At 70.2% G+C, this 25918-nt stretch carries 28 protein-coding genes; 10 read left to right on the top strand and 18 right to left on the bottom strand.

Annotated features, from left to right (window positions below):
- Nucleotides 1-113 precede the first annotated feature (113 nt).
- From AQI95_RS07035 to AQI95_RS07025, 3 genes are all read left to right on the top strand, one after another.
- Nucleotides 114-2150 carry a hypothetical protein gene (locus AQI95_RS07035; protein WP_067119122.1) on the top strand — a complete coding sequence of 679 codons (2037 nt, stop codon included), beginning with the start codon at nt 114-116 and terminating at the stop codon, nt 2148-2150.
- Nucleotides 2151-2196: 46 nt separating this feature from the next.
- Nucleotides 2197-3279 (top strand): hypothetical protein, encoded by a 1083-nt coding sequence (locus AQI95_RS07030; RefSeq protein WP_067119119.1) that lies wholly within the window; start codon nt 2197-2199, stop codon nt 3277-3279.
- Nucleotides 3280-3387: 108 nt separating this feature from the next.
- On the top strand, nt 3388-3675 hold the full coding sequence (locus tag AQI95_RS07025) for a hypothetical protein (protein WP_159056481.1): 288 nt from the start codon (nt 3388-3390) through the stop codon (nt 3673-3675).
- A 168-nt stretch (nt 3676-3843) separates the two neighbouring features.
- Here the strand turns inward: AQI95_RS07025 and AQI95_RS07020 are convergent, their stop codons facing one another.
- The 3 genes from AQI95_RS07020 to AQI95_RS07010 all read right to left on the bottom strand — a co-directional run bounded on the left by AQI95_RS07020 (nt 3844) and on the right by AQI95_RS07010 (nt 6940).
- Entirely contained in the window at nt 3844-4176 is a 333-nt protein-coding gene (locus tag AQI95_RS07020; RefSeq protein WP_159056480.1) for a hypothetical protein, read from the bottom strand.
- Between the two features lie 185 nt (nt 4177-4361).
- Nucleotides 4362-6035 (bottom strand): protein kinase domain-containing protein, encoded by a 1674-nt coding sequence (locus AQI95_RS07015; protein ID WP_067119110.1) that lies wholly within the window; start codon nt 6033-6035, stop codon nt 4362-4364.
- A gap of 56 nt (nt 6036-6091) precedes the next feature.
- A complete protein-coding gene (locus AQI95_RS07010; RefSeq protein WP_067119107.1) occupies nt 6092-6940 on the bottom strand; it encodes a menaquinone biosynthetic enzyme MqnA/MqnD family protein in 849 nt (282 codons plus the stop codon).
- A gap of 286 nt (nt 6941-7226) precedes the next feature.
- Here AQI95_RS07010 and AQI95_RS07005 point away from each other — a divergent pair, with 286 nt between their 5' ends.
- Nucleotides 7227-7430, top strand: coding sequence for a cold-shock protein (locus tag AQI95_RS07005; protein ID WP_007490911.1), 204 nt, complete (start codon nt 7227-7229; stop codon nt 7428-7430).
- 174 nt (nt 7431-7604) lie between these two features.
- Here the strand turns inward: AQI95_RS07005 and AQI95_RS07000 are convergent, their stop codons facing one another.
- Nucleotides 7605-9236 (bottom strand): serine/threonine-protein kinase, encoded by a 1632-nt coding sequence (locus AQI95_RS07000; RefSeq protein ID WP_067119104.1) that lies wholly within the window; start codon nt 9234-9236, stop codon nt 7605-7607.
- Between the two features lie 83 nt (nt 9237-9319).
- On the opposite strand from AQI95_RS07000, the gene AQI95_RS06995 reads away from it, so the two are divergent.
- Nucleotides 9320-9988: a class I SAM-dependent methyltransferase gene (locus tag AQI95_RS06995; protein WP_067119101.1), complete on the top strand. Its 669-nt coding sequence runs from the start codon at nt 9320-9322 to the stop codon at nt 9986-9988.
- Here the strand turns inward: AQI95_RS06995 and AQI95_RS06990 are convergent.
- Together AQI95_RS06990 and AQI95_RS06985 are read right to left on the bottom strand one after the other, a co-directional pair.
- Nucleotides 9983-10252, bottom strand: coding sequence for a DUF397 domain-containing protein (locus tag AQI95_RS06990; RefSeq protein ID WP_067119098.1), 270 nt, complete (start codon nt 10250-10252; stop codon nt 9983-9985). The genes AQI95_RS06995 and AQI95_RS06990 overlap by 6 nt on opposite strands.
- Nucleotides 10249-11112, bottom strand: coding sequence for a helix-turn-helix domain-containing protein (locus AQI95_RS06985; protein ID WP_067120364.1), 864 nt, complete (start codon nt 11110-11112; stop codon nt 10249-10251). Before AQI95_RS06985 ends, AQI95_RS06990 begins: the two co-directional genes overlap by 4 nt.
- 110 nt (nt 11113-11222) lie before the next feature.
- On the opposite strand from AQI95_RS06985, the gene AQI95_RS44585 reads away from it, so the two are divergent.
- Nucleotides 11223-11717, top strand: coding sequence for an ATP-binding protein (locus AQI95_RS44585; protein ID WP_079071114.1), 495 nt, complete (start codon nt 11223-11225; stop codon nt 11715-11717).
- Here AQI95_RS44585 and AQI95_RS06980 read toward each other — a convergent pair.
- Nucleotides 11647-12549, bottom strand: a complete 903-nt coding sequence (locus AQI95_RS06980; RefSeq protein ID WP_167361931.1) for a LysR family transcriptional regulator — start codon at nt 12547-12549, stop codon at nt 11647-11649. The two genes, AQI95_RS44585 and AQI95_RS06980, sit on opposite strands and share 71 nt — an antisense overlap.
- Nucleotides 12550-12714: 165 nt before the next feature.
- Nucleotides 12715-13299: a TetR/AcrR family transcriptional regulator gene (locus AQI95_RS06975; RefSeq protein ID WP_067119095.1), complete on the bottom strand. Its 585-nt coding sequence runs from the start codon at nt 13297-13299 to the stop codon at nt 12715-12717.
- Nucleotides 13300-13396: 97 nt separating this feature from the next.
- Here AQI95_RS06975 and AQI95_RS06970 point away from each other — a divergent pair, with 97 nt between their 5' ends.
- Nucleotides 13397-14599: an MFS transporter gene (locus tag AQI95_RS06970; RefSeq protein WP_067119092.1), complete on the top strand. Its 1203-nt coding sequence runs from the start codon at nt 13397-13399 to the stop codon at nt 14597-14599.
- Between the two features lie 6 nt (nt 14600-14605).
- On the opposite strand, the gene AQI95_RS06965 is transcribed toward AQI95_RS06970, so the two are convergent.
- Nucleotides 14606-16549 carry an AMP-dependent synthetase/ligase gene (locus tag AQI95_RS06965; RefSeq protein WP_067119089.1) on the bottom strand — a complete coding sequence of 648 codons (1944 nt, stop codon included), beginning with the start codon at nt 16547-16549 and terminating at the stop codon, nt 14606-14608.
- Between the two features lie 250 nt (nt 16550-16799).
- On the opposite strand from AQI95_RS06965, the gene AQI95_RS06960 reads away from it, so the two are divergent.
- Nucleotides 16800-17627, top strand: coding sequence for a MaoC/PaaZ C-terminal domain-containing protein (locus tag AQI95_RS06960; RefSeq protein WP_067119086.1), 828 nt, complete (start codon nt 16800-16802; stop codon nt 17625-17627).
- 89 nt (nt 17628-17716) lie between these two features.
- Here AQI95_RS06960 and AQI95_RS06955 read toward each other — a convergent pair whose 3' ends face one another.
- The 8 genes from AQI95_RS06955 to AQI95_RS06920 all read right to left on the bottom strand — a co-directional run bounded on the left by AQI95_RS06955 (nt 17717) and on the right by AQI95_RS06920 (nt 24264).
- On the bottom strand, nt 17717-18379 hold the full coding sequence (locus AQI95_RS06955; RefSeq protein WP_208614096.1) for a TetR/AcrR family transcriptional regulator: 663 nt from the start codon (nt 18377-18379) through the stop codon (nt 17717-17719).
- 49 nt (nt 18380-18428) lie between these two features.
- Nucleotides 18429-18728: a DUF4229 domain-containing protein gene (locus AQI95_RS06950; protein ID WP_067119084.1), complete on the bottom strand. Its 300-nt coding sequence runs from the start codon at nt 18726-18728 to the stop codon at nt 18429-18431.
- Nucleotides 18729-18803: 75 nt separating this feature from the next.
- Nucleotides 18804-19328, bottom strand: coding sequence for a GNAT family N-acetyltransferase (locus tag AQI95_RS06945; protein WP_067119081.1), 525 nt, complete (start codon nt 19326-19328; stop codon nt 18804-18806).
- 57 nt (nt 19329-19385) lie between these two features.
- Nucleotides 19386-20549, bottom strand: a complete 1164-nt coding sequence (gene mqnE, locus AQI95_RS06940) for an aminofutalosine synthase MqnE (protein ID WP_067119078.1) — start codon at nt 20547-20549, stop codon at nt 19386-19388.
- Between the two features lie 38 nt (nt 20550-20587).
- A complete protein-coding gene (locus AQI95_RS06935; protein ID WP_067119075.1) occupies nt 20588-21043 on the bottom strand; it encodes an Lrp/AsnC family transcriptional regulator in 456 nt (151 codons plus the stop codon).
- Between the two features lie 84 nt (nt 21044-21127).
- Nucleotides 21128-21775 carry a UbiX family flavin prenyltransferase gene (locus AQI95_RS06930; protein WP_067119072.1) on the bottom strand — a complete coding sequence of 216 codons (648 nt, stop codon included), beginning with the start codon at nt 21773-21775 and terminating at the stop codon, nt 21128-21130.
- A gap of 138 nt (nt 21776-21913) precedes the next feature.
- Nucleotides 21914-22816, bottom strand: a complete 903-nt coding sequence (gene mqnP, locus AQI95_RS06925; protein WP_067119070.1) for a menaquinone biosynthesis prenyltransferase MqnP — start codon at nt 22814-22816, stop codon at nt 21914-21916.
- Entirely contained in the window at nt 22813-24264 is a 1452-nt protein-coding gene (locus AQI95_RS06920) for a menaquinone biosynthesis decarboxylase (protein WP_067120357.1), read from the bottom strand. Before AQI95_RS06920 ends, mqnP begins: the two co-directional genes overlap by 4 nt.
- A gap of 88 nt (nt 24265-24352) precedes the next feature.
- Here AQI95_RS06920 and AQI95_RS06915 point away from each other — a divergent pair, with 88 nt between their 5' ends.
- Entirely contained in the window at nt 24353-24934 is a 582-nt protein-coding gene (locus AQI95_RS06915) for a TlpA family protein disulfide reductase (protein ID WP_067119067.1), read from the top strand.
- Nucleotides 24935-24941: 7 nt separating this feature from the next.
- Here AQI95_RS06915 and AQI95_RS06910 read toward each other — a convergent pair whose 3' ends face one another.
- The gene (locus AQI95_RS06910; protein ID WP_079071112.1) at nt 24942-25466 is read right to left on the bottom strand and encodes a DUF3515 family protein; all 525 of its coding nucleotides are present in this window, start codon (nt 25464-25466) and stop codon (nt 24942-24944) included.
- A 74-nt stretch (nt 25467-25540) separates the two neighbouring features.
- Here AQI95_RS06910 and AQI95_RS06905 point away from each other — a divergent pair, with 74 nt between their 5' ends.
- Nucleotides 25541-25906 (top strand): PLD nuclease N-terminal domain-containing protein, encoded by a 366-nt coding sequence (locus tag AQI95_RS06905; protein ID WP_067119064.1) that lies wholly within the window; start codon nt 25541-25543, stop codon nt 25904-25906.
- Nucleotides 25907-25918: the final 12 nt, after the last annotated feature.

Below are 25918 nucleotides of genomic sequence, written 5' to 3'. Positions count from 1 at the left end.
CCTCGCTTGACCCATCCGGGGCAAATCTGCGATGGCAGACGGTAGTCTCGATCTGCGTGTTGCTGTCGACAGCTGAAGGTCGGCGGAAATGCTGCAGAACGGGGAGAAACGACATGTCCGACTTCACTGGGGTCGATCCACACCGGGTACGCCTACTGGCCAACAAGCTCAAAGATCTGGCGGAGACGCTGTCTCGCGAGGCGCCCAACATCCGGAGGCTGTTCGACGAGTGGGGCGGAACGCTCAACCAGACACTGCTGACGCAACAGGTGACACAGGTCCATGACGACGCCCGAGACATGGCCAAACGGGCCGATGAGGCACTGAACCTGCTGCACGGCCCCCGGCTCGTCGACCCGAACGACCCTCACAAGGACTGGATCAACATTCCCTGGGACGTCTCGAAGATCAACACCTCCTACGAAGCGCAACAGGAGGCGCAGGATCTGAAACAGGCGATGGACAATCCGAAGGATCCGACGTCACGGCAGACGATCGCGGAGATTGCCCAGTCGTTGTCCGACCATCAGGACGACCCGGCCTATCTTCAGGCGTTCATGGCGAACAACGGCATGGATCAGGCCTCCCGTGCCGCACGCGTCCTGCATCAGCAGGACGGCACGCACGACGGTGTAGTGCTGTCGAAGGAGTCCGAGGGCATCCTCGCGCAGTTCGGCCAAGGCGTGCAGACCGCAACCAGTCTCGCCCAGGCTGGCAAAATCACCCTGCCGCCGAACTACATGGACAAGCTGACCAAGCCGGACGGCGGCGACATGTGGTCCGTCGGCATGCTCTTCAAGTACGGTCCGGACGGCGACAAGTGGGACCCCCACGTCCTGTCCGCAGTGGGCGGCTCGATGCTGGACTGGCGCCAGAAGAACGAGATGCGGCCCGACTTCATGAAGGCCGACCTCTACAGTGCCGGCGGCTACGTCGAGGACGACAACGCCTGGTACAAGTCGCTCGGCCTCAGCGTCAGCTACCTCAACGGCAACAAGGGAACCGACGCGAAGATCGCCGCCGTCGACGCCAACGACCCTTCGATCGCCCTCATGCAGCGCATGAGCCAGAACGCGGATGCGTCACGCCTGCTGCTCACAGGCCCGGACGGCGCCGATCACGCCAAGGCGCTCGTGAGTTACAAGTGGGCCACTCCCGGGAACGGGTTCGACGACGCCAAGTTCCCCGCCGCGGTCATCACCGCGGCGACCTCCGACCGGATGGGGCACGCCCAGCAGTCCGCCGAGGCCGCAACGAACGTCATCAACGCAGGCGCGGCCGAGTACGCGGCGGAACAGGGCAGGGACGACAACAAGAGGGAGCAGTACCCCTCTTTGCCGGGTGACCTGGCCCATTCACTCGCCCAGTTGTTCGCCAACTACACACCCGACCTCGCGTACTCCACGGACGGCAAGAACGGGGACGGGGCCTACCCCATCCAGCCGCAGACCGACGGCACCTGGATGATCCACGTCGGCCGCGACACCATGAAGAGCTACTTCGCGGAGATCATGCAGAACCCGACCGAGGGCAACAACGTCGTCAACGCCGTCAACGCTCAGGTTGCCCTGACCACCGCCCGAGGTATCGACACCGAACAGGCCAAGGCCTACCTGGCGAACCTGGCCGAGTTGCGTGGCGAGGTGTCCGTCGCGGGTCAGAAGGTGGGCTATGACAAGGCTGCCCGCACGGACGCCCAACACGTCCAGGACATCATGTGGCTCAACGCGGTCGGCGGCTTCATCGCGAGTGTCCCGACCCCCTCAAAGATTCCGTTCGAGTCGGTCAAGACCGGGCTGGACTACACGAAGGCGGCCATCTGGGGCGGTCTCCCGATCGCCAGCTCCGCGTTCTCCACCAACAACGCGGCGACGGTGGACGACAACGCCCAGACCACGGTCTACGACGACTACTCCCAGATGCGTGTCTCGATCATGCAGGGACTCGTCGCCTCCGGGCAGGTCAAACCTCCGGCCGACCATCCGGAGTGGTCCGGCGGCACCATCACCTTCACCAACAAGCAGGACCAGCAGGACTTCGAGGGATGGTGGACCGGGGCCACGCAGAAGGACCCCGCGCTGGAGAACGTGTTCAAGACCAGCATGGGCAGCGCCTACACCCTGGGGACTGAGCGGTTCAACTCCCACTAGGTCACCGTGCTCCCGTACACGAACAACAAGTGAAGGTGTCTTCCGCATGACCTTGCGCGCCTCGTTCGCCGCCCTGGCGGCGATCCTGCTCATGGGAACCGCCGCCGCATGTACCAGTGACAGCGGGGACCACGGCAACCAATGGGTGGCCCCCCTCAAGGGCCAGGCGGTGCAGCTCCTGGACTTCTCGGACGGTGGACGCGACGCCAAGGCCAAAGACGTGGCCTTCTACGGCCTCAGCGGGATGTCGAAGGGCATGACCTCCGGGGCTGACGGCAGTACCTACGCTCTCGGCCAGAAGCTGGTGCGACTCAAGCGTGATCGCACCGTGTCGACGCCGCTCGACACAGGCGGCTCGGCCTGGGGCGTCGTGGTGCTGGCCGACAACTCTCTGATCTTCGGCAGCAATGGTCAAGTGAAGAAGATCAGCTCTCAGGGCAAGGTCACGGTGCTGGCGGGTGTATCGGGGAAGCAGCGAGCCGCGGGGCAAGCCCTTCCGGCATCGGTACCCGCGACCGCTGTCCACTTCACAGCGAACGCGAGCCCGTTCGGAGTCCGTCCTGACGGCACCATCCTGATCGCCGACGGGAACGCCCTGTGGGCGCTGAAGGACGCGACGGTGAAGCGTCTGTACCAGGTCACGGCGAAGTCACCGGATGGCCTGCCTCTTCTACTCGCCCAGAACAACGCGATGGACGGTACGGGAACCGCCTACCTGTCACCGGAGAGCAGCGGGACCGATGTCGACGGAGCACTCGGCGACGTCGTATCGGTCGGGCCGGACGGACGGCTCGGCAAGCTGCTGCTGCCGGCAAAGGTCAGCGGCCTGCCCGGGGCACCAGCGACCTATCGAGTCCGGTGGCTGGCGGGTGACGGCAGCAACGGGGTCTTCGCTCATGTTTACGACAAATCAGGCAACAACGGAGCTGTCATACACCTTCACTCCGGCGAGGCCGAGCTGATCGCCCACGAAGGGGCGGACGCCACGTCGAGCAAGCCCTGTTCAATCACCAGGCCGGTGGACGCGCTTCACCTTCCGTGCATCCTTCCCCAAGCGATGACCTATCGTTCCGGCAGTCTCATCCTCGGCGGGTTGGCGAACTACGTTCTGCAGATCCGCGTCGCGTAGGCATCGACAGGTCGCCCGCTTGTGACGCTCTCGCCGGAAACGACACCGACGGCATCTGGAAACGAAACGTATTTCACTCAAACAGAAACCAAGTAACGGGGGACAGCAGTGGGCATACCTGACGAAGACAAGCTCGGCTATATCTGCCGCCAGGACATGAATGCGATCGAGACATCCGTCTCAAACATCCGGTCCGCCATCAAGGCCGTCAACAACCTCATCGGCTGCGAGACATGGGTGGGTTCCGCCGCTGACAAGTGGGGCAACGACTTCCAGGGACGCATGGGCGCCCTGAGCAAGTTGTTCGACTCCTACCCTGCGGAGGAGAACCGTCTGGTGACCGCGGCTCAGAAGAAGCAGGCGGCCATGGACAGCAAAAGGACAGGTGGTGCATAAAGTGGCCGACTCCAGGATCGCCGACCTGATCCAGGAGGTGCTCACCCGACCCCGCGTGGGCCGCCGTTGACGGTGCCGATGCCGCTGCGGCACTTCCCGACCGCGGGGGTCGAGTTCCCCGACGGGTCAGGGGCGGGGCTCCAGATCGGTGGCTCCATCCAAGATGGTCTACGTGTCGAGGCCGTCAAGGTCTGGGCCATGCCGAGCGGGAAGAAGTCCGCTGTCGACGTACAGGCCCATCGCGTGGAGCCCGTCGCTCGTCCGCTGATCCTCGATATGACGGACCAGCAGCCCGAGGCCGCCCAGCACGCACAGGGTCAGGCCGAGACCGAACAGCCAGCCGATCAGCCGGCTGGAGCCGGGCTCCCGTCGCGACAGGACGGCCGCCACGCCGGCTACGAGCACGACCACGGCACCGATCCCGAGCAGGACCATGGCGGGCCCGGTCGAGAGGGGCCCGACGTGCTGCCCGTCGCGCGGCATCCACTGCGCCGTCAGCATCCGCACCACCCCCATGCATCCCGTGCCGCCGAGCGGCAGCCCACCACAAGGCCCAACGGGCCTTGCCGGTGCGGGCGTCTACGGCGGATCGACCACCGCGTCAAGGCAGGATACGCACCTCACCTCCCGGACCCGAAAACGGCCAGGGCCGGATGCACGCTGCCCAAGTCCCATTGGCATGGGCCCTATTTGACCTCCGACAGCACCGCCACCGGATTCCCCTCCGCCGAGCTGTCGGACGTGTACTTCAGGTTCCCGCCGACCGGTGTCAGCTGGATCTGGTGCGGGGCGGGGTCGCAGCCCCCGTGGTTGCCCTTGGCGCCGGTCGAGGTGGCGATGAGTTTGGTCGGTGTCATCTGCTTCAGGGTGAGGATGTCGGTGCACACCCCGCCGAGCTGGTCGGTCTGGGTCAGGCGGCCCAGTTCCTCGCCGATGCCGACCCGGTGGACGGTGACACGGAAGGTCCCGATGGGCAGGTTGCCGTCGAGGGCGGCGGCCGGGCCCTGCCAGGTGCCCAGGTAGCGGGCCGGGATCGTACCGGGCGAGGGGCTGTTGTCCGGGGCGCCGGTGCCGTCCGTGGGGGCGCCGGAGGCCGCCGTCGGTGCATGGGAGAGGGAGGGGGCGCTGCCCGCGCCCGCGTCACCGTCCTGTTGGGACCAGGGGCGCAGGAGCGCGCCGAGGCCCAGGCCGCCCAGGGCCAGCGCGCCGGCGACCGCCAGGACCACCGTGCAGCTCAGCCGGCGGCCGCGGGCGCCCTCCACCGGTGTGGCGGCCGCCGCCATGCTCACGGAGACCCGGCCGGGTACGGCAGGGGGTTCCGCGGGCGGTTCGGGCGGCGGTTCGGCGGGGTTCATGTCGGGCGGAGGCCCGAAGGCACCGGCTGCGGTGGCGGATGCGGCCGGTACCGAGGGCTCTGTCTGCGAAGGGGTGTCGAAGGCCACCGGCCCCGAAGCCACCGTCTCCCCCGTGTCCAGGTTCAGGACGTGTACGGCGCTGCGGCTGACCTGTTCCACCAAGGGCCCCGGCAGCCAGCCGCCGGTGATCAGGCGGGCGGCGCCGTCGGGGGCGAGACTCCGGCTCACCGCGGCCGGGGCGGGCCTGGCCGCCGGGTCCTTGGCCAGGCAGGCGGCGGCGAGGGCGCGCAACTCGCCGCTCATGGTGGAGAGTTCGGGTTGCTCGTGGACGACCTGGTAGAGCAGCGCGGCCGAGGAGTCGCCGCGGAAGGGGGGGTCGCCGGTGGCCGCGTAGGTGAGGACCGCGCCGAGCGAGAAGACGTCGGCGGCGCCTGTGACGCCCTGGCCGAGGATCTGCTCGGGTGACATGTAACCGGGGGAACCGACCGAGACACCGGTCGACGTCAGGGACGCCGTACCGTCCGTGGCGCGGGCGATGCCGAAGTCGATGAGGAGGGGGCCGTCGAGGGTCAGCAGGACGTTCGACGGCTTCACGTCCCGGTGCACCAGGCCCAGTTCGTGCACCGCCGTCAGCGCCTCGGCGAGGCCCGCGCCCAGGGCCCGTACGGTGTGCGCGGGCAGCGGGCCGGTGTCGGTGACGGCCGCGGCGAGGGAGGGGCCGGCCGCGTAGGCGGTGGCGACCCAGGGCACCGGAGCGTCCGGGTCCGCGTCCAGGACGGGCGCGGTCCAGGCACCGCCGACCCGGCGGGCGGCCGCCACCTCGCGCCGGAAGCGGGCGCGGAACTCCTCGTCCAGGGCGAAGTGCGGGTGCACGATCTTCACGGCGACCGTGCGGCCGCCCGCGCTGCGCCCGAGGTAGACCCGGCCCATGCCGCCGGAGCCGAGCCGGCCGAGCAGCCGGTACGGCCCGACGGTGGCCGGCTCGTCCACGTCCAGCGGCCGCATGGCGGGCTCCCCCCGACGCCTCCGACATTTGCCGTCAGCAGCCTAGTGACGTGATCTCACGACCGCAGCAGGTCCACCTTCACGTCCGCCGGGAAGCCGGTCGTCGGGCCGACCCGGCGGGCGAACTCGGCGACGGCCGCCAGCTGGGAGCTGCCGAAGCTGAAGTCGAGGGTGGTGAAGTACTGCGCGAGGGTCGTCTCGTCGAAGGACTCCCAGCGGGCCGCCTGCTCGGCGACCTTGCCGACCTCCTCCAGGGAGAGGTTGCGGGAGGCGAGGAAGGCCTCGTGGATCTTGCGGGTGAGGTCCGGCTCGCGCTCCAGGTACTCCCGGCGGACGGCCCACACCGCGAAGACGAACGGCAGGCCCGTCCACTCCTTCCAGAGTGCGCCGAGGTCGTGCACGTCGAGGCCGTAGCGCGGCCCGTCGTGGAGGTTGGCGCGCAGGGCGGCGTCGCCGATGAGGACCCCGGCCTCGGCCTCCTGCATCATCAGGCTGAGGTCGGGTGCGGAGGTGTAGTACTCGGGCTGTACGCCGTAGCGCTCGGCCAGCAGGAGCTGGGCGAGCCGGACCGAGGTGCGGGAGGTCGAGCCGAGGGCGACCTTGGCGCCGTCCAGGCGGTCCAGCGGGAGCTGCGAGACGATCACGCAGGACATCACCGGACCGTCGCAGCCGACGGCGATGTCGGGGAAGGCGACCAGCTCGTCCGCGTGCTTGAGGAACTCGACCAGGGTGATCGGCGCGATGTCGAGCTCGCCCCGGACCAGCATCTCGTTGAGCTTGTCCGGGGTGTCCTTGGTCAGCTCGAAGTCGAGGAGGGTGCCGGTTCTCGCGAGCCCCCAGTACAGGGGCAGGCAGTTCAGGAACTGGATGTGGCCGACGCGCGGCCGGGTGCGGGGAAGGTCCACATCGCGAGACTAGACCCCATGCGGTACGGTGCCCCGATCGACCCCGCCGTCAAACGGCCCAGCGGTCGTTCAAACATCTGGGTGACGTGATCTTGCCCCCTATTGCTTTCGGCTGCCTGCGTGCTAGGCTCGCCGCAAGTTGCAGTTTGGTTTCCCTTGCAGTACAGAGCCTGCGGAGCATGTGACCGCGGGCTCTCGTCGTTTTCAGACGAATGCAGTTGTGCAGCACCGTTTCGCACGTGCAGGTTCTGGAGCAGGGCAACCCTTTTGAGCCCAAGGAGGGCTTATGGCTACCGGAACCGTGAAGTGGTTCAACGCCGAAAAGGGCTTTGGCTTCATCGCCCAGGAGGGCGGCGGCCCCGACGTCTTCGTTCACTACTCCGCGATCAACGCGAACGGCTTCCGCTCGCTCGAGGAGAACCAGCAGGTGAGCTTCGACGTGACGCAGGGCCCGAAGGGTCCGCAGGCGGAGAACGTCACCCCCGTCTGATGATCACTGCCTGATCGCAGAACCTGAGAGCAGTACCCAAGGAGCCCCGCGCCGTTCCGGCGACGGGGCTCCTGCCTTTCCGGTCTCGCCGAGAGCAGGCGTCTCGCCGAGAACGGGGTGCCGGTGGAGCCGGACCGGGGCGCTGCGGGGCATTGCGGGGCATTGCGGGGCAGGCTAGGAGGCCGCTCGCCAGACCGTGAGGTCCCCCTGGAGGAAGGCGATGTCGGGCACCGCCGTCGACTTCGTCCCGATGACGAACAGCGCGATGTCTCCCGACGAGTCCTTGACACAGATCTCGGTGCCGTTCGCCGCCGCGGCCAGCGGGAGGCGGTGGTTCTTCTCGCTCCTGAGCATGAGACGGCACGTGTCGAGGGTGCCGTCTCCAGGCTTTCCGAACAGTTGTACGAATACGGCGGTGTCGCTCTCCAGTTCGCAGCCAGCCGTCCTGCAGCCGAAGCGGACGACGTCCCCCTGGCCGTTCTTCGGTTCGCTGTCCGGGTCCTTGATGCTCAGCGGGTGCGTCGCGTCCAGCCACCGCAGGGGGTGGGGCTCGGCCCGCGGCTCCCGGGGCGAGGCCGCGGACGGGTGCGGGGAGTCCGAGGTGCCCGAGGTGCCCGAGGAGGATCGCGGCGCGGAGGCCGGGAGGGACGCCGACGACCGTGCGGCCGGCCCCGTGGCGGACGTCGTGGCGCCCGCGTCGCCCCGGTGGCCGCGCCGGCCCTGCGCGTCCATGACCGACCACGCGAGGGCCGTCACCAGCAGCGCACCACCCGCCGCACCCGCGGCCGTGATCAGCGCCGCGCGGCGCCTGCGGGCCTTCCTCTCCTCCGGTCCCGGCTGCGGCCACCCGAACGGTGGCTGCGGGCCGATCAGCGGCTGCGGGGAGACCGGGGTGGGGTCGGGAACCGGAGCCGGAACCGCGACGTCCGGTCCGGTGATGTCCCGCCACACGGCCGGTCCCCCGCCCGCGTGGCCGTCCGCTCCCAACCGCTGCCGGCACCACTGCACGACCTCCGCCGAAGTGGCCCGCTGCGCCGGATCGGCGGCCAGGCACCGGGCCAGCAGCGGACGCAACGGCTCGGGCAGCGAGGACAGGTCGGGTGCCGAGTGGACGATCCGGTACAGCACGTTGACGGCCGAGCCCTCACCGTAGAGCGGCCTGCCCAGCGCCGCGAACGCCGCCGTCTGACCGAGGGCGAAGACATCGGTCGCCGACGTCACCTCGCCCCCGGACGCCTGCTCCGGAGCCATGAACGAGGGCGTGCCGATCGTGCCCCCCGTCGCCGTGTACGAGGTCCCGTCGGCGGCCAGCGCGATCCCGAAGTCGATCACCCGCGGCCCGTCGGCGGCCAGCAGCACGTTCGACGGCTTCAGGTCCCGGTGCACGACGCCCGCGCCGTGGATGGCCTGCAACGCCTCGGCCACCCCCGCCATCAGCCACAGCACCGCCGGTACGGGCAGCGGCCCGCGCCGGGCCACGGCCTCCGTCAGGGACGGGCCGGGCACGTACAGCGTGGCCAGCCAGGGCGGTACGCCGTCCGCGTCCGCGTCGATCAGTTCGGCGGTGTAGGCGCCCCGGACCTTCCGGGCTGCCTTGATCTCCCGGTCGAACCGCCTCCGGAACCCGGGGTCGTCGGCCAGCTCCGGCCGTACGACCTTGATCGCCAGGGGACGGCCGCCCCGGGTGTGCGAAAGGTAGACGCGGCCCATGCCACCGGCCCCCAGCCGGGCGGCGAGCCGGTACCCGGCCACCACGGGTGGGTCGTCCGCCTGAAGTGGCTGGAAAACCTCCGTCGCATGGCTCATCGACCCATTCCCCCCGTCTGCCGCATCTCGGCCAAAGCAGCAGCCTAAAGGGCGTGTCAGTGGGGGCGGCTACGGTCCCTCCCATGACCGACGCCGAGGGCTTCCTGACCGCCACCCGCACGTTCTACGACAGCGTTGCCGAGGATTACGCCGAGTACTTCCGGGATCCGCTTGCCGACCGGCCGCTGGAGCGGGGACTGCTCGGGGTGTACGCCGAACTGGTCGGCTCCGCCGGGCCCGTCGCCGACCTCGGATGCGGTCCCGGCGCGGTCACCGCGCACCTCGCCTCCCTCGGACTCGACGTCTTCGGGCTCGACCTGTCCGCGGCCATGCTGGAGATCGCCCGGCGCGAGAATCCCCGGCTGCGGTTCGAGCAGGGCTCCATGCTGGACCTCGCCCTCGCGGACGGTTCACTGGCCGGTGTCGTCTCCTGGTACTCCAGCATCCACACCCCGGTCGCCGAACTGCCCGCACTGTTCGCCGAGTTCCATCGGGTCCTGGCGCCCGGCGGGCACCTCCTGCTCGCCTTCCAGGTCGGCGAGGAACCCCTTCGGCTGGAGCGGCCGTGGGGGCGGCCCGTGACGCTGGACTTCCTCCGCCGGCACCCGGAGCGCATGGCGGAGCTGCTCACGGCCGCCGGTTTCACCCTCGGCTCGCGCACGGTCCGCGAACACGACGGCGGCCTCTCCTCGCCCGTCCCGCAAGCGTTCCTGTTCGCCCGGAAGGGGCCCGCTCCGGATTGCGGGCTATGAGCGGGCGTCACCGTCCCGGTCCCCACGGGATATCTCCGAGAGGAACGCGGACCAGGTGGAGTGGGAGAGGGTGAGGTGGGAGGCGATGGGTTGCTTCGAGTCGCGTATGTGGATGGCGGTGGGGTGAGTGGCCACTTCGAGGCACTGGCCGCCTTCGCCGTCGCTGTACGTGGACTTGCGCCAGGTGTAGGCGAGTTCGACGCAGTCTCCCCCCTCGCCGTCGCTATAGCTGGACTTGAACCAGGTCAGGTTCTCGATGCTCATAACTCCTCCAGCTTCTGCGCAATCAGAGACCGGGACTCCTTGGGACTGAGTGCCATTGCGCGCATGATCCCATAGCGGTCGGCGATCTTCCGGACCTCCTCCCGGTCTGTGATGAGTTGGGGGAAGCCCTGGGCTTCCAGGTATGCCACCTGTCCATGCCCCTTGGGCACCAGAAGGTTGAAGGCGCTGCCCAGGTTGGGGTGTTCCTCCAGGCGCGTCGGCATTACCTGAATCTCCACGTTCTGCATGGTGCCCACGCTCAGCAGATGTCGGAGCTGCTCGCCGTGGACGCGTGCCCCTCCGATGGGACGGTCCAGCACCATCTCTTCGAGGATGTAGCTCACGACCGGACGCGGCGACCGCTGGAAGACCTGCTGGCGGTAGAGCCGGTCAGCCACTCTCTTCTCGACGGTCTCCTCGTCGAGGAACGGCCGCCGTTTGGCGAACACCGCCCGTGCGTGGGCCTCGGTCTGCAGCAGGCCGTGCACGGCGTTGTTGGAGTAGTGGTGCAGCTCAAGCGCCTCCCCCTCCATCGCCGCATGACTGCGATACCACTCCGGATGCCGCGTCCGTGCCCTGCTCATCGCCTCCTCGACCTCCGGGATGACCGCCTTCAACAGCCCGCCCGCGTTGAGGATTTCGTCCGCCTTCTCCAGGAACTCCGGCCTCGGCGTCCGTACCCCCCTCTCCATCGCGGAGATCTGGTCGGGGCCGTACCCCACCAGGTTGCCGAACTCCCGCTGACTCAGCCCCGCCCGCTCCCTCAGCAACTTCAGCTGCTTGCCCAGCAGGACGAAGACTCCCACCGCCCCGTTCACCTCAGCGGGCGTCTCCGCCCTCCGCTCCGTTTCCTCCGCCACGCCACCCTCCAAGCGACACCCGTACACCAGACGTACCGCACCCGTACGACTACCCTCCGTCGCCGGATCTCCCCTGGTCAGGGTAGAGAGAAGCGACCACGCTCGGTCACGTGAATCCGGAAATCTCCACCCCCGCAACTGGGACAACCGAACTCGTCCAACGCCTCAGCGCCACCCCACGCGGCGCCCGCCTGGCCCGTCGGCTCACGTCCCACCAGCTCGCCTCCTGGGGATACCCGCATGACGGCGACCCCAGCCACACCGCTCAACTCATCGTCGCCGAGCTGGCCTCCAACGCCGTCACCCACGGCCGGGTGCCCGGTCGGGACTTCGAGCTGCGGTTGGTGCTACTGCCGCAGAAGGGCACGTTGCGTATCGAGGTGAGTGACGCCCGGGGAGACCGCCCGCTGCGGTTCCTGGACGGCCGGCCGGAGGACGAGGGCGGGCGCGGGCTGGTCGTCGTGTTCGTGCTGTCGGCCCGGTGGGGCGTCGCCGAGCGCGCCGTGGGCAAGACGGTCTGGGCGGAAGTCGCGCTCAGCCCGCGGCGGCGGACCCGCCCCGGAACTGTGCGACCGTGTCCGCGAAGGCCCGCGCCGGAGGGCTGAGGGCGTCCCACCGGCGGACGGCCCAGCCGACGGGGAGCGGGCGCAGGCCCGGGAGCGGGATGAGTCGCAGTTCGCCCTCGCCGGGTACCGGGAGGCCCGGTACGGCGGGTACGACCGCCCTGCCCACGCCCAGCTCGACCAGCAACAGTGCCGTGTCCCAGTCGGCGACGCTCGTGTCGTAGGTGAACTGGACGCCCAGGTCGGCACAGGCGGTGTCGAGATGGGAGGCGGACGTGGAGTTCGGGGGGAGCCGGATGAGCCGGACGTCCCGCAGTGCGGCGGGGTCCAGGTCCGGCCGCACGGCGAGAGGGTCGTCGGCGCGGACGGCGAGCAGCCAGGGCAGTTCGGCGACGGTCCGCTGCTCGATGCCGCGGACCGGGGAGCCGATGGTGACCCAGGCGAGATCGAGCGTGCCGTCGGTGAGGGCGTCGAAGCTGCTCCGGCTCGAACTGACCGTACGGAACTCGAGGTTGACCTCGGGGTGGCGGCGGCGGAAGGCGACGACGGCGTCGGACATGAAGTGCCGGACCGTGGTGGCGCCGGTGGCGACGCGGACGTACCCGCTGTGGCCGTCGAGGAGATCGCGCAACTGCCGTACGGCGAGATCCAGTCCGGAGATGCCCTCGGCCGCGGCGGCCTCCAGGACGCGTCCGGCCCGGGTGGGGGCGACTCCGCGGGGTTGCCGCTCCAGCAGGGCGACGCCCGTCTCCCGCTCCAGGCGCTTGACGTGCTGACTGACGGCGGACTGGGTGCAGCCGAGGTCCCGCGCGACGGCGCTGAGGCTGCCGGCGCGGCACACGGCCACGAACACACGGAGGTCGTCCAGGGTCACGATCCCCAAGCTAACACTTGGAGTTGAGGAGGAAACCCAAGGATTGACTCTATGTCAGACGCGTACGAAGATCGGGGGCGGGCCGCGATCGACCCAGGCGGCAACCCGCTCCCCGTCTCGCCGAGTCCGGACGACGCGGGATCAGCGAGGAGCGGGTGCCGACCCTCACCCCAGGGCGCGGACGGCGACGTCGATCGCCGTGGCCATGGCCGCCCGGCCGTGCCCCGCGCGTTCGCGTACGCGCAGCCCGAGCACCGTCGTGAAGAGCAGTTCCACCGCGCCGTCGATGTCGAGGTCGGCGGCCAGTTCGCCCTGACCGCGACCCTTGAGCAGCAGTGAGCGCAGCGCCTGCCGGGTGACCTCGAAGGCCGCCTCGGTCCGCTCGCTGATCCGGGCGTCCGCGGTGCCCAGCTCCGTGGCGGTGTTGACCACGAAGCAGCCGCGGCCGGGTTCGCCGTCGGGCGGGCAGGTGACCAGCCAGAGCATCCAGTCCCGCAGTACGTCGCGGACCGGGCGGTCGTCGACGGCCAGCAGCCGCTCGGCCTGAGCGGATTCGGTGGCCCGGTAGTGGTCGAGCGCGCGCAGGAACAGCGTGTGCTTGTCCGTGAACGTCCGGTACAGGCTGCTGGGGGTGAGCTTCAGCTCGTCACCCAGGTCCCGCACCGACGTGGCGTGATAGCCGCGTCGCCAGAACAACTCGGTCGCCCTGACGACCGCGTCCTGCTCGTCGAACTGTCGGGGTCGTCCCATGCCCTTCATCCTACCCGAGTTGTGGAGCGATCGTTCCCGTACTAGCCTCCCCCTTCATATGGGAGCGATCGCTACCAAATAGTGAAAGGAGACTCCGGTGACGACGGCAGAACAGTCCGCCACCCAGGCGACCGGGCCACAGACCACGCAGAAGAGTCGGTGGCTCGCGGTCGGCGCGGTGGCCTTGGGGACATTCCTGCTGGTGACCGCCGAGCAGCTGCCGATCGGCCTGCTGACTCCGGTGGGCAGGGCGCTGTCGGTCTCCGAGGGGACCGCCGGCCTGATGGTGACCGTGCCCAGCATCGTCGCCGGTTTCGCGGCACCCGTGGTGCCGGTGATCGTCGGCGCGCTGGACCGACGGCTGCTGATGCTCGGCCTGATGGCACTGATGACCGCGGCCAACGTGGTCTCGGCCGTGGCCCCGGACTTCGCCGTCCTCGTGGCGTCCCGGGTGCTGGTCGGCATCGCGATCGGCGGATTCTGGGCCATCGCCGGCGGCCTGGCCGTCCGGCTCGTGCCCGGCGAGGACGTGCCGCGGGCCACCGCGATCATCTTCGGCGGCGTCGGCGCCGCCAACGTGTTCGGCGTACCGCTCGGCACCCTGGTCGGCGACCTCACCGGCTGGCGCATCGCCTTCGCGTCGCTGAGCGCCCTCGCGCTCGTCGCGCTGCTCGCCCTGCTCGCCGTACTGCCGTCGCTGACCGCGGAGCAGGCCGTCCGGCCCCGTCTGCTCCTCGCGCAGCTCCGCAACCCCGGTGTGCGCGTCGGCATCGTCGCGACGGCCCTCATCGTGTTCGGCCACTTCTCGGCGTACACGTTCGTCAGCCCGGCGCTGCAGAAGCTGTCGGGGATCGACGAGCGCCACGTCGGTCCGCTGCTGTTCGGGTTCGGCATGGCGGGCCTGATCGGCAACTTCGCGGCCGGCTCGGCGCTGTCGCGCCGGGTGCACCGCAGCGTGCTGATCATCGCCGTGGCCCTGGCGATCGCGATGCCGCTCTTCCTGCTGCTGGGCCGCACGACCATCGGCGGCGCGATCCTGCTGATCGTCTGGGGTCTGGCCTACGGCGGTGTGTCCGTCGGCCTGCAGACCTGGATGATCAAGGCCGCGCCGAACGCGGTGGAGGCCGCCTCCTCGCTGTGGGTGGCGGTCTTCAACCTCGCGATCGGCCTGGGCGCACTGGCCGGGGGCGTCGTCGTCGACACCCTCGGCCTGCGGGGAGTCCTCCTGCTCGGCGGCGCCTGCGCCCTCCTGGCCGCCCTGTCCCTCTTCGGCGCGCGGGGCGACGAGAGCGTGCGGTAGCCGCGCTCACCGAGCGGCGTACAGCCCCTCCACCTCATGGGTGAAGTCGGTCATGATCTGGGTGCGGCGGAGTTTCATCGAGGGGGTCAGATGGCCGGCCTCCTCGGTGAAGTCCACCGGCAGGACGGCGAACCGGCGGATGGACTCGGGGCGGGAGACCAGCTTGTTGGCCTCGTCGATCGCGCGCTGCAGGATCGCCGCCAACTCCGGGTCGTCCAGGAGCAGTTCGGGGGGCACCGGGTGCTTGCCGATCATCTGGCGCCAGTGCGTGATGCCGTCGGGGTCGAGGGTGATGAGGGCCGCGATGTACGGGCGGTCGTCGCCGACCAGCATCACCTGGGAGATCAGCGGGTGCTGGCGCAGCCAGTTCTCCAGCGGGGCCGGGGCCACCGACTTGCCGCCCGACGTGATCAGCAGCTCCTTCTTGCGGCCGGTGATGGTGAGGTAGCCCTCGTCGTCCAGCTCGCCGATGTCGCCGGTGGGCAGCCAGCCGTCCCTGGTCGCGGGGACGACACCGCCGGCCTGCGGGTCCCAGTAGCCGCGCAGGACGTGGTCGCCGGCCACCAGGATCTCGCCGTCGGCGGCGATGCGGACACGAGTGCCGGGCAGTGGCCAACCGACGGTTCCCAGGCGGGGTTTGAGCGGCGGGGTGACCGTCGTGGCGCCGGTGGTCTCCGTCAGGCCGAAGCCCTCGAAGATCTCGATGCCGGCACCGGCGTAGAACGCGGCGAGCCGCCGGCCGAGCGGGGAGCCACCGCAGATGGCGTACCGGACGCGCCCGCCCATGGCGGCCCGGATCTTGCGGTAGACCAGCGGGTCGTAGAAGCTGCGGGCCGTCTTCAGGGAGCGGCTCGGGCCGCCGCCGGTGCCGGTCTGCTGAGCCTCCAGCGCCTCGCCGTAGCGCCGGGCCACGGCCGCCGCCCGGTCGAAGGCCGCGGCCCGGCCGCCCGACTCGGCCTTCGCGCGGGACGAGTTGTAGATCTTCTCCAGCATGTACGGGATGGTCAGCAGGGCGGTCGGCCTGAAGGCCGCGAGGTCGGGCAGAAGGTCCTCGGCGGCCAGACTCGGCGCGTGGCCGAGGCGCACCCGGGCCCGGACGCAGGCGATGGCCACCATCCGCCCGAAGACATGGGACATGGGCAGGAACAGCAGGACCGAAGGCTCCTCGCCCCGGGCCTTGAAGACCGGGTGGAGCAGTTCGATGGCGTTGTCGACCTCGGCGAAGAAGTTGCGGTGCGACAGGGCGCAGCCCTTGGGGCGGCCGGTGGTGCCGGAGGTGTAGATGAGCGTGGCGAGCGTGTCGGGACCCAACATCCCGCGTCGTACGGCGACTTCACCGTCCGGCACCGGTGCGCCCGCCTCCGCCAGCCTGGTCACGTGCCCCTTGTCCATCACCCACAGATGGCGCAGATCGGGCAGATGCTGGAGTTCGGGGCCGATGGCGGAGGCCTGGGCGACGGACTCGGTGATCAGGGCGACCGCGCCGGAGTCGTGCAGGATCCAGCGGGTCTGGAAGACCGAGGAGGTCGGGTAGACCGGCACGGTCACCAGGCCGGCGGCCCAGGCGGCGAAGTCCAGCAGTGTCCACTCGTACGTCGTACGGGCCATGACGGCGATGCGGTCGCCGGGCACCAGGCCCTCGGCGATCAGCCCCTTGGCCACGGCGAGGACTTCCTCGGCGAACCGCGCGGCGGTCACGTCCGTCCAGTCGCCGCCCGGGAGCCTGCGGCTGAGCACGACCTGGGCGGGGGCCGCGTCGGCGTTGTCGAACGGCAGGTCCGCGAGGGAGCCGTGGGTGACCGGGGGCGCGAACGGCGGTACGGACACCTCCCGTACGGCACCGTCCAACCGCTGGACCCAGGGCTCCACGAGGACCGGGCGGCCGTCGTAGTCGGTGGCGGAGACCGGGGCGCCGGAGGAGGCGGGGGCGTTCGGGAAGGGGGCGGACACGGGCGGCTCCTCTGGCGTGCGTGTACCCGCGGCGCCTTGGGCAGAAAGGGGTTACCGCAGGTTAGGCAGGTGATCGTACGGCTCCGCTGTGAGGGGATCGTGCGGGTTCGGGGGTGGTCCGGGGCCGGGGGTGTGCAGCGTCGGGGGTTGTGTGACAGGGGCTCACGTTTGAACTTTTAGCGGGCTTCGGCCGCGGGAGCTAGACTTACCGGCGGTAACCTTACTCCAGGGTAATCAAGGGGGAACGGACATGGCAGGCGAATTGCTGCGTCTCGCGGGCGGCGCGCTGCGCTCGCCGTTCAAGCGCCCCTCCCCCGAGGCCGGCTTTCCCCAAGCCCGCCTGACGTCGCCCCGTGCACGGATCGACCTCGCCCGGCTCGCCGCCTACGAACGGGTCTGCGGCTACGCCACCGGATCGGACGCCGACGCGGACGGCCTGCCCGTCACCTATCCGCACGTCCTCGCCTTTCCGCTGGCCATGCGGCTGATGAGCCACCGGGCCTTTCCGCTGCCGCTGCTGGGGCTGGTCCACACGTCGATCGAGATCACCCGGCACGCACCCCTCCCTGCGGCCGACCCGTACGAACTCGCCGTGCACATCGAGGGACTCGCCCCGCACCGGCGCGGCACCGAGGCCACGGTGGTGACCGGGATGCGGGTCGGCAGGGACGTCGTATGGGAGTCCCGCAGCACCTATCTCGCACGGCACCGGACCACCACCGGCCCTGCGGCATCGCAGCCGACGCGGGAGGACCGCCCGCTGCCCGTCGTCGCCGAGTGGCGGCTCGCCGGGGACGTCGGGCGGCGGTACGGCGCCGCCTCCGGCGACCGCAACCCCATCCATCTGCACCCGCTCACCGCCCGCCTCTTCGGCTTCCCGCGGGCCATCGCGCACGGCATGTGGACGGTGGCCCGCTGCCTGGCCGCCCACGGCACGGGTGGCTCCGCCAGGGTTCGGGCGCGATTTCTGGCGCCGGTGCTGCTGCCGGGAGTGGTGAGCTACGGGGCCGACGGTTCGGGGCGCTTCGAGTTGCGGGGCGCCGGGGGCCGACTGCATCTGACCGGGGAGGTGGGCTAGTGCGCGGCAGCGGGTGGTTCGTGGCTGGTCACGCAGTTCCCCGCGCCCCTTGGGTGGGTCAGCTGCAGCGTGCTTGAGGGGCTACGGAGCTAAGCCGGGGGCTGGGCCTCCCCCGACGGGGGACTCCAATGGACGCCCCTCATCAAGTTGCCCAAGCCCGTCCACGCGAAGTTCATCAGCGTGGACGCCGCCTCCCGGGCGGTGACGCCCTCCGTGGTGTTGGCCCACGTGGCGAGGGACTCCGCCGCGCCCACCAGGGCCTCGGCGAGACCGGCGACCTCCCGCTCCGGCAGATCGGGATCCCGGTGGGCCTCCCTCGCGGCGACCGCGACCAGCCGGGTCACGAACGCGACGATCTCCGTGCGCATCGCGGCGGCCTCGGCCGCGAAGGGCTCTCCGTGCGTACGGGCCTGCAGATGCAGCACGGACCAGGCGTCGGGGTGCTCGGCGGTGTGCGCGAAGAACGCCGTGAGGCCGTCCCACAGCCGGCGGTCGGCGGGCAGATCGGTGCGGACCCCGGCGCGGACGGCCCGGGTCAGTGCGGTGGCCTCCCGCCGGATGCAGGCGGTGAAGAGGTCTTCCTTGGAATTCAGATACAGGTAGACCAACGGCTTGGAGACGCCCGCGAGTTCGGCTATCTCGTCCATCGAGGCGGCCATGTAGCCGCGTTGGCCGAAGATCTGCACGGCGGCGTCGAGCATCTGCTGCTCCCGCACCGCGCGCGGCATCCGCTTGGTCCTCGCCCCACCCATGAGGGCAAGACTAATTGGGCTCCGGGGGTGCCCGGAGCCGTGCCGTCGGTCAGGAAGCCTGACCCTGCGCCCGGACGGTGTCGTCGGCGACGTCCTCCTGGCTGCGGTTGGCATCCAGGTTGGCCTTCATGCGGTCGACCCTGCCGACGATCCGCACCGAGGCCCGGTCCCGCTCCTTGCGCAGCACCACCCAGCTGATCGGCGCCGACAGCACCAGCGAGAGGAGCAGCACCCACAGGAAGTTGGAGTCGCCGAAACCGCGCGGGAAGATGCCGGAGTAGACGGCTCCCCAGACGACCACGAGGCAGCCGGCGAAGACGCCGAGGCGCATCAGCGTGTAGCGGAGCATCTCAATCCACCCGTCCGATTCCAAATAGGGTCATCGTCCAGTGAAGCACGGTCCGGAAGAGATCTTGCAGGGGGGTCAGTCCAGCGACCGCAGCATGATCACGTCATCGCGGTCGTCGCCGGGCGCGACCCGGATGGCGTCGGGCACCCGGCCGACCTCCTTGTAGCCGCAGGAGCCGTAGAACCGCTCCAGGCCGGTGCCGCCCCGGCAGGTCAGCCGGATCGCCTCGATGCCGTCGAAGGCGCGGGCGGCGTCCTCGGCGGCCGCCAGCAGATCACGGCCGTACCCCTTGCCCTGGTGGCGGGGGTGGATCATCACCGTGTACAGCCACACCCAGTGCTTCTGGAGCCGGTGGGTGTTGTAGGCGAAGAACGCGGTCGCGGCCGGCCGTCCCGTCTCGTCGCACCCGACGAGCAGCCGGTGCCGGCCCTCGGCCATGGCCACGAAGTGCGTGACCAGGTCCGCCCGCACGTCCTCCCGGGTCACGGGAGGTACGAAACCCACGGCGCCGCCCGCGTTCGAGACGTCGGTCCACAGGTCGAGGATGCCGTCGCGCAGCGCCGGGGTGATGGCGGGGTCCAGCGTGAAGGTAAGTGGCATGACGGCACCTTATCTATTACTCGGAGGTGCCGTCAGCCGTCGGCCTTCGGCCGGCCGTCAGACCCGCATCGGCTGGGGGGAGTCGCGGCGCGCCGGGTCGGAGCCCTCGTACTCGCGGATGATCTCGTAGCGGGTGTTGCGCTCCACCGGGCGGAAGCCGGCGTCGCGGATCAGGTCCAGCAGGTCCTCGCGGGTCAGCTTGTTCGGGGTGCCGTAGTTGTCCGCGTCGTGCGTGATCTTGTACTCGACGACCGAGCCGTCCATGTCGTCCGCGCCGTGCTGGAGGGCCAGCTGGGCGGTCTGCACGCCGTGCATCACCCAGAAGACCTTCACGTGCGGGACGTTGTCGAAGAGGAGACGGGAGACGGCGAAGGTCTTCAGGGCCTCGGCGCCGGTGGCCATCTGGGTGCGGGCCTGAAGGCGGTTGCGGATCTTGCCGTCCTTCATGTCCACGAAGTCGTGCTGGTAGCGCAGCGGGATGAAGACCTGGAAGCCGTTCGTCTCGTCCTGCAGCTCGCGCAGGCGCAGGACGTGGTCGACCCGGTGCCTCGGCTCCTCGATGTGGCCGTAGAGCATGGTGCACGGGGTCTTCAGACCCTTCTCGTGCGCCAGCCGGTGGATGCGGGACCAGTCCTCCCAGTGGGTCCTGTGGTCCACGATGTGCTGGCGGACCTCCCAGTCGAAGATCTCCGCGCCACCGCCGGTGAGCGACTCCAGACCGGCGTCGATCAGCTCGTCCAGGATCTCGGACGCGGACAGGCCGCTGATCGTCTCGAAGTGGTGGATCTCCGTGGCCGTGAAGGCCTTCAACGACACGTTCGGGAGGGCGGCCTTCAGCTCGCGCAGGGAGCGGGGGTAGTACCGCCACGGCAGGTTCGGGTGCAGGCCGTTGACGATGTGCAGCTCGGTGAGGTTGTCCGACTCCATCGCCTTGGCGAGCTTCACGGCCTCCTCGATGCGCATCGTGTACGCGTCCTTCTCGCCCGGCTTGCGCTGGAACGAGCAGTAGGCGCAGGAGGCCGTGCACACGTTGGTCATGTTCAGGTGCCGGTTGACGTTGAAGTGCACGACGTCGCCGTTCTTGCGGGTGCGCACCTCGTGGGCGAGGCCGCCGAGCCACGCCAGGTCGTCCGACTCGTACAGCGCGATGCCGTCCTCGCGGGTCAGCCGCTCACCGGCGCGGACCTTCTCCTCCAGCTCGCGCTTGAGCCCGACGTCCATACCTACACCTTTCTCCGACAGCCCGACCAACGGTATCCCTAGACCTCTTCGGGCAGCTCTCCGACCCGGTTCTCCCACTTCGTGGACAGCACGATGGTGGTACGGGTCCGGGAGACGCCCTTGGTGCCGGACAGCCGCCGGATGATCCGCTCCAGGCCGTCCACGTCCGTCGCGCGCACCTTGAGCATGAAGGAGTCGTCGCCGGCGATGAACCAGCAGTCCTCGATCTCCGGCAGGTCCCGCAGCCGCTGGGCGACGTCCTCGTGGTCGGCGGCGTCGGAGAGCGAGATGCCGATCAGCGCGATGACGCCGAGACCGAGGGAGGCCGCGTCCACCGTGGCGCGGTAGCCGGTGATGACACCGGCCGCCTCCAGCCGGTTGATGCGGTCGGTGACGCTGGGGCCCGACAGGCCGACAAGACGGCCCAGCTCCGCGTACGAGGCCCGGCCGTTCTCCCTCAGGGCCTGGATGAGCTGCCTGTCCACCGCGTCCATGCGATCGAGCCTTCCGCTGAAGAGTTCCGACTTCCGAAGTGATGAGAGGTACTGCGACATGCTCCGGTCCGACCCGCTGCCGCGCTATGCGGTCGCCCCGCCGCCCAGCTCGCCGCGCCAGCGCCGGTACAGGCCGTGCCCGACGCCCGCGGCGTCCAGCACCCGCCCGGCGACGAAGTCCACCAGGTCCTGGATGTGGGTGGCGCCCGCGTAGAAGGCGGGCGAGGCCGGTACGACGGTGGCTCCGGCGTCGTCCAGCGCGACGAGGTGGCGCAGCGTCTGGCCGTTCAAGGGGGTCTCCCGTACGGCCACGACGAGCGTCCGGCGTTCCTTCAGGGTGACGCTCGCGGTGCGCTGCAGCAGGTCCTTGGACAGCCCGAGCGCCACACCGGCCACGCAGGCGGTGGAGGCGGGCACGATGAGCATCCCCTTCGCCGGGTACGACCCCGAGGACGGACCGGCGGCGAGGTCGCCGGCGCTCCAGTACCGCACGGCGCTGATGTCCACGTCGAAGGTGCCGGGCTTGCCGTCGGCCCCCCGGGCCAGCCATTCGCGCAGGTCGTCCTGCCAGTGGGCGTCGCGGAACGAGATCCCCGTCTCGTCCAGCAGCGTCAGCCGCGAGGCCCGGCTGACCACCAGGTCGACCGCCTCCCCCGCGTCCAGCAGCGCTCGCAGCACGGCCGCCGCATAGGGAGTCCCGGAAGCTCCGGACACCCCCACGATCCAAGGCACGCGCTGCGTTTCTCCTGCGTTCACACCTTGAGCGTACCGGTGGGTCGGGGAGTGCTCAGGCCGGGTCGGACACCTTGGGTCCGATGCCCGGCGGGGCGTACCGGCGGGGTCTCGGCCCGTGGCGTCGCCGGATGCGCGTCAGGGGCCCAGACCCCGGACCACGAGGTCCAGCAACGCGCACACGAACAGGGCAATGCCGATGAAGCCGTTGACCGAGAAGAAGGCCCGGTTGAGGCGGGAGAGGTCGTGGGGGCGGACGATGCGGTGCTCGTAGAGGAAGGCGCCCGCGACGATCAGCAGGCCCAGCCAGAAGAACACACCGGCGTGGGTGGCCAGGGCGTACCAGACGAACAGGGCCGTGGTCAGGGTGTGGCAGACCCGCGCGCCCCAGATCGCGGCCGGGATGCCGAAGCGTGCCGGGACCGACATGACGCCGATCTCGCGGTCGGTCTCCACGTCCTGGCAGGCGTAGATCAGGTCGAAGCCGCCGATCCAGATGCCCACCGCGAGGCCCAGGATCACCGCGTCCCAGGACCAGGAGCCGGAGATCGCCAGCCAGCCGCCGATCGGGCCCATGGCCTGGGCCAGCCCGAGGATCGCCTGCGGGAAGTTCGTGAAGCGCTTGCCGTAGGGGTAGACCACCATCGGGACCACGGCCACCGGCGCCAGGGCCAGGCACAGCGGGTTGAGCAGGGCCGCCGCGCCCAGGAAGACCACCAGGGCGATCAGGGCGCCCGTCCACGCGTGGCGGACCGACATCGCGCCGGTGACCAGCTCCCGGTGCGCGGTGCGCGGGTTACGGGCGTCGATCTCCCGGTCGATGATCCGGTTGACCGCCATCGCGAACGTCCGCAGCCCGACCATGCAGATCGTGACCAGCAGCAGCCGGCCCCAGTGGATGTTCTCGTCCCACTCGTACATCGCGGTCAGCGAGGCGATGTAGGCGAAGGGCAGCGCGAAGATCGAGTGCTCGATCATCACCAGGCGCAGGAAGGCTTTCGTGCGTCCCGGCTGAGGGATCGCGGCGGAAGCGGAACTCACAGGCCGTACTCCTTCCAGCGGCGGTCCACCAGGGCCGCCGTATCCGGGTCCGACAGGACCATGTCCGGCCAGCCCCCGTCACGGGTGTAGCCCTCCTCCGGCCACTTCTTCGTCGCGTCGATACCCGCCTTGCCTCCCCAGAACTGCTGGTAGGAGGCGTGGTCGAGGTGGTCGACGGGGCCTTCCACGACCGTGAGGTCACGGGCGTAGTCGGTGTTGCCGAAGGCCCGCCAGGCGACCTCGTGCAGATCGTGCACGTCGCAGTCGGCGTCCACGACCACGATCAGCTTGGTCAGGGACATCATGTGCGCCCCCCAGACCGCGTGCATCACCTTCTGCGCGTGCTTGGGGTACTTCTTGTCGATCGAGACGATCGCGCAGTTGTGGAAGCCGCCGGCCTCGGGCAGGTGGTAGTCGACGATGTCCGGGACGATGATCTTGAGAAGGGGGAGGAAGAAGCGCTCCGTGGCGCGGCCCAGGGGACCGTCCTCCGTCGGCGGGCGGCCGACCACGATCGACTGCAGCAGCGGACGCCTGCGCATGGTCACGCAGTCGATCTTCAGCGCCGGGAACGGCTCCTGCGGGGTGTAGAAGCCGGTGTGGTCGCCGAAGGGACCCTCGGGCAGCATCTCGCCCGGCTCCAGCCAGCCCTCCAGGACGACCTCGGCGTTCGCGGGCACCTGCAGCGGGACGGTCTTGCAGTCGACCATCTCGATCCGCTTGCCCGCGATGAACCCGGCGAACAGGTACTCGTCGATGTCACCGGGGAGCGGGGCCGTGGAGGCGTAGGTGACGGCCGGGGGGCAGCCGAAGGCGATGGCGACGGGCAGCCGCTCGCCCTTCCGCGCCGCCACCTGGTAGTGGTTGCGGCTGTCCTTGTGGATCTGCCAGTGCATGCCGATCGTGCGCCTGTCGTGGCGCTGCAGGCGGTACAGGCCCAGGTTCCGGATGCCCGTCTCCGGGTCCTTGGTGTGCGTGAGCCCCAGGTTGAAGAAGGAGCCGCCGTCCTGGGGCCAGGTGAACAGGGCCGGGAGCCGGTCGAGGTCGACCTCGTCGCCGTGCAGCACGACTTCGTGGACCGGAGCTTCCTTCACCTTCCTCGGCGGCACGTGCGTCATCGCGCCGAGCTTCCCGAAGGCCTCGCGCACACCGACGAAGCCGTGCGGCAGCTCGGGCCGCAGCAGGCCGCCGATCTTCTCGGAGATCTCGCCGTACGACGCGAGGCCCAGCGCCTTCAGCAGGCGGCGGTCGGTGCCGAAGACGTTCATCGCGAGGGGCATCGCCGAGCCCTTCACGTTCTCGAAGAGCAGCGCCGGGCCGCCGGACTTCTGCACCCGGTCGACGATCTCCCCGACTTCCAGGTAGGGGTCGACCTCGGCCTTGATGCGCTTGAGGTCGCCCTCGCGCTCCAGCGCCCGCAGCAGGGAGCGAAGATCGTCGTAAGCCATGCGGTCAAGTATCGCCGACGGACCGCCGCCTTCCCGCGCCCACCCCTGCCCGGCCGCGGCCCGGCGGCCGCTGGGATACTCGGCGATCATGAGACGCCGTCGCGTGCTCCCGGTCCTCGCCCCGCTGCTCGCGCTCGCCGCGTGCACCCCCCGGCAGGACCCGGAGACCTCCGCCCCCTCCCTCGTGACCCGCGTCCCGGTCGCCGACCGCCAGGCCGCCCCCGACCTCGCCGGCACCGCCCTCGACGGCGACCGCATCCGGCTGTCCGCCTATCGCGGCAAGGTCGTCGTCCTCAACGTCTGGGCCTCCTGGTGCGGCCCCTGCCGCGCCGAGGCGCCCGAACTCTCGCGGGCCCAACGGCACTTGGCGGCTGAGGGCGTCCAGGTGCTGGGCGTGGACACCGACGCCGACCGGTCCCAGGGCCGGGCGTTCGCGAGCGATCACCAGCTGGCCTATCCGAGTCTGCACGACCCCGGCAGCAGGCAGCTCGTACGGCGGATGCCCAGGCAGTACCTGGCGCGGGCGCTGCCGTACACGCTCTTCATCGACCGGGACGGGAGGATCGCCGCCCAGGGCCTGAGCACCCTCACGGAGGCGGACGTCCGCACCTTCACGCGCCCGCTGCTCCACGAGAAGGGCGGGACGGGCGCGCGGCGCGGCAAGGGCTGAGCGGGGCTCAGCGACTCTCCAGGCAGTGGACGCTCTGGCGGACCGGTGCGACCAGCCGGCTCAGCCGGACGAGGACGGTGTCGGTCTGCCGTACCGAGGCCGCGAGCGTCACCTCCACGGCGGGCCGGCGGCCGTAGGTGACGAGGAGCCTGCGCCCGTCGTGCCGGGGGTCCTCGCGCAGCACCCAGTCCACGCCGTTCACGGCGAAGCACGGGTTCTTCCTCGCTGCGGGCGGGACGATGCCGCAGCGCAGGCGCACGCTTCCGTGGCCCCACGCCGCGAGGCCCTCGTAGCTGACGCGGTCGCGCCGGTCGCCGGCCAGGCGGTCCGGGTAGTGCGCGGCGATCCTGGTGCACGCCGGGTCCTTCGCGAGCGGGCCCTGCCGCATTCCGTAGACCGGCGAGGCCAGTTCCTGCGCGACCAGCACCCCGGCCACGGCCAGCCCGCCCGCGGCCACCCCGGCCGCCGCCCATCTCCTGCGCGCACGAGTCCTCGGCACGGCCATCTCTCCCCCGGCGTGGTCAGCGATCATGGAGCAACCATCATGGCCACCCGCTACCCTGGCCCGGTCACCGGGGCCGTCTCATTCGTGGGGGATCGCACGACATGCTCAGGTATCTGCCGCTCCTACTGGTCCTGGCCCTGTGGATCTACGCCTTCGTGGACTGCTTGAACACCCCCGAGGAAGAGGTGCGGCACCTGCCGAAGATCGCGTGGGTGATCATCATCCTGCTCTTCGGCGAGGTACTGGTCGGCCCGGTCGCCTGGCTGATCACCGGCCGGGCGCGACAGGCGGCGGCGGGCGGCACCCGGCCCGCGGAGCGAGGCCGTGGCGCTGCCACGCGCTGGGTCGCCCCCGACGACAACCCCGAGTTCCTCAAGTCCCTCGGCCCCTCCCGCGAGGACGCCGCCGACGACGCCGACAGGTCCCCGAAGGAGTCCCGCGACACGGACGACACCAAGGGCGACTGACCCGCGCCCCGA

Source organism: Streptomyces yokosukanensis (genome assembly GCF_001514035.1).
Classification (GTDB): Bacteria; Actinomycetota; Actinomycetes; order Streptomycetales; family Streptomycetaceae; genus Streptomyces; species Streptomyces yokosukanensis.
This window is presented reverse-complemented; position numbering and strand designations above follow the sequence as displayed.

Bases quoted from the DNA above. Each gene is read 5' to 3' on its own strand.
- AQI95_RS07035 (WP_067119122.1), top strand. From the start codon at position 114: ATGTCCGACTTCACTGGGGTCGATCCACACCGGGTACGCCTACTGGCC.
- AQI95_RS07030 (WP_067119119.1), top strand. From the start codon at position 2,197: ATGACCTTGCGCGCCTCGTTCGCCGCCCTGGCGGCGATCCTGCTCATG.
- AQI95_RS07020 (WP_159056480.1), bottom strand. From the start codon at position 4,176: ATGCTGACGGCGCAGTGGATGCCGCGCGACGGGCAGCACGTCGGGCCC.
- AQI95_RS07015 (WP_067119110.1), bottom strand. From the start codon at position 6,035: ATGCGGCCGCTGGACGTGGACGAGCCGGCCACCGTCGGGCCGTACCGG.
- AQI95_RS07005 (WP_007490911.1), top strand. From the start codon at position 7,227: ATGGCTACCGGAACCGTGAAGTGGTTCAACGCCGAAAAGGGCTTTGGC.
- AQI95_RS07000 (WP_067119104.1), bottom strand. From the start codon at position 9,236: ATGAGCCATGCGACGGAGGTTTTCCAGCCACTTCAGGCGGACGACCCA.
- AQI95_RS06995 (WP_067119101.1), top strand. From the start codon at position 9,320: ATGACCGACGCCGAGGGCTTCCTGACCGCCACCCGCACGTTCTACGAC.
- AQI95_RS06990 (WP_067119098.1), bottom strand. From the start codon at position 10,252: ATGAGCATCGAGAACCTGACCTGGTTCAAGTCCAGCTATAGCGACGGC.
- AQI95_RS06975 (WP_067119095.1), bottom strand. From the start codon at position 13,299: ATGGGACGACCCCGACAGTTCGACGAGCAGGACGCGGTCGTCAGGGCG.
- AQI95_RS06960 (WP_067119086.1), top strand. From the start codon at position 16,800: ATGGCAGGCGAATTGCTGCGTCTCGCGGGCGGCGCGCTGCGCTCGCCG.
- AQI95_RS06955 (WP_208614096.1), bottom strand. From the start codon at position 18,379: ATGGGTGGGGCGAGGACCAAGCGGATGCCGCGCGCGGTGCGGGAGCAG.
- AQI95_RS06950 (WP_067119084.1), bottom strand. From the start codon at position 18,728: ATGCTCCGCTACACGCTGATGCGCCTCGGCGTCTTCGCCGGCTGCCTC.
- AQI95_RS06945 (WP_067119081.1), bottom strand. From the start codon at position 19,328: ATGCCACTTACCTTCACGCTGGACCCCGCCATCACCCCGGCGCTGCGC.
- mqnE (WP_067119078.1), bottom strand. From the start codon at position 20,549: ATGGACGTCGGGCTCAAGCGCGAGCTGGAGGAGAAGGTCCGCGCCGGT.
- AQI95_RS06935 (WP_067119075.1), bottom strand. From the start codon at position 21,043: ATGGACGCGGTGGACAGGCAGCTCATCCAGGCCCTGAGGGAGAACGGC.
- AQI95_RS06920 (WP_067120357.1), bottom strand. From the start codon at position 24,264: ATGGCTTACGACGATCTTCGCTCCCTGCTGCGGGCGCTGGAGCGCGAG.
- AQI95_RS06915 (WP_067119067.1), top strand. From the start codon at position 24,353: ATGAGACGCCGTCGCGTGCTCCCGGTCCTCGCCCCGCTGCTCGCGCTC.
- AQI95_RS06910 (WP_079071112.1), bottom strand. From the start codon at position 25,466: ATGATCGCTGACCACGCCGGGGGAGAGATGGCCGTGCCGAGGACTCGT.
- AQI95_RS06905 (WP_067119064.1), top strand. From the start codon at position 25,541: ATGCTCAGGTATCTGCCGCTCCTACTGGTCCTGGCCCTGTGGATCTAC.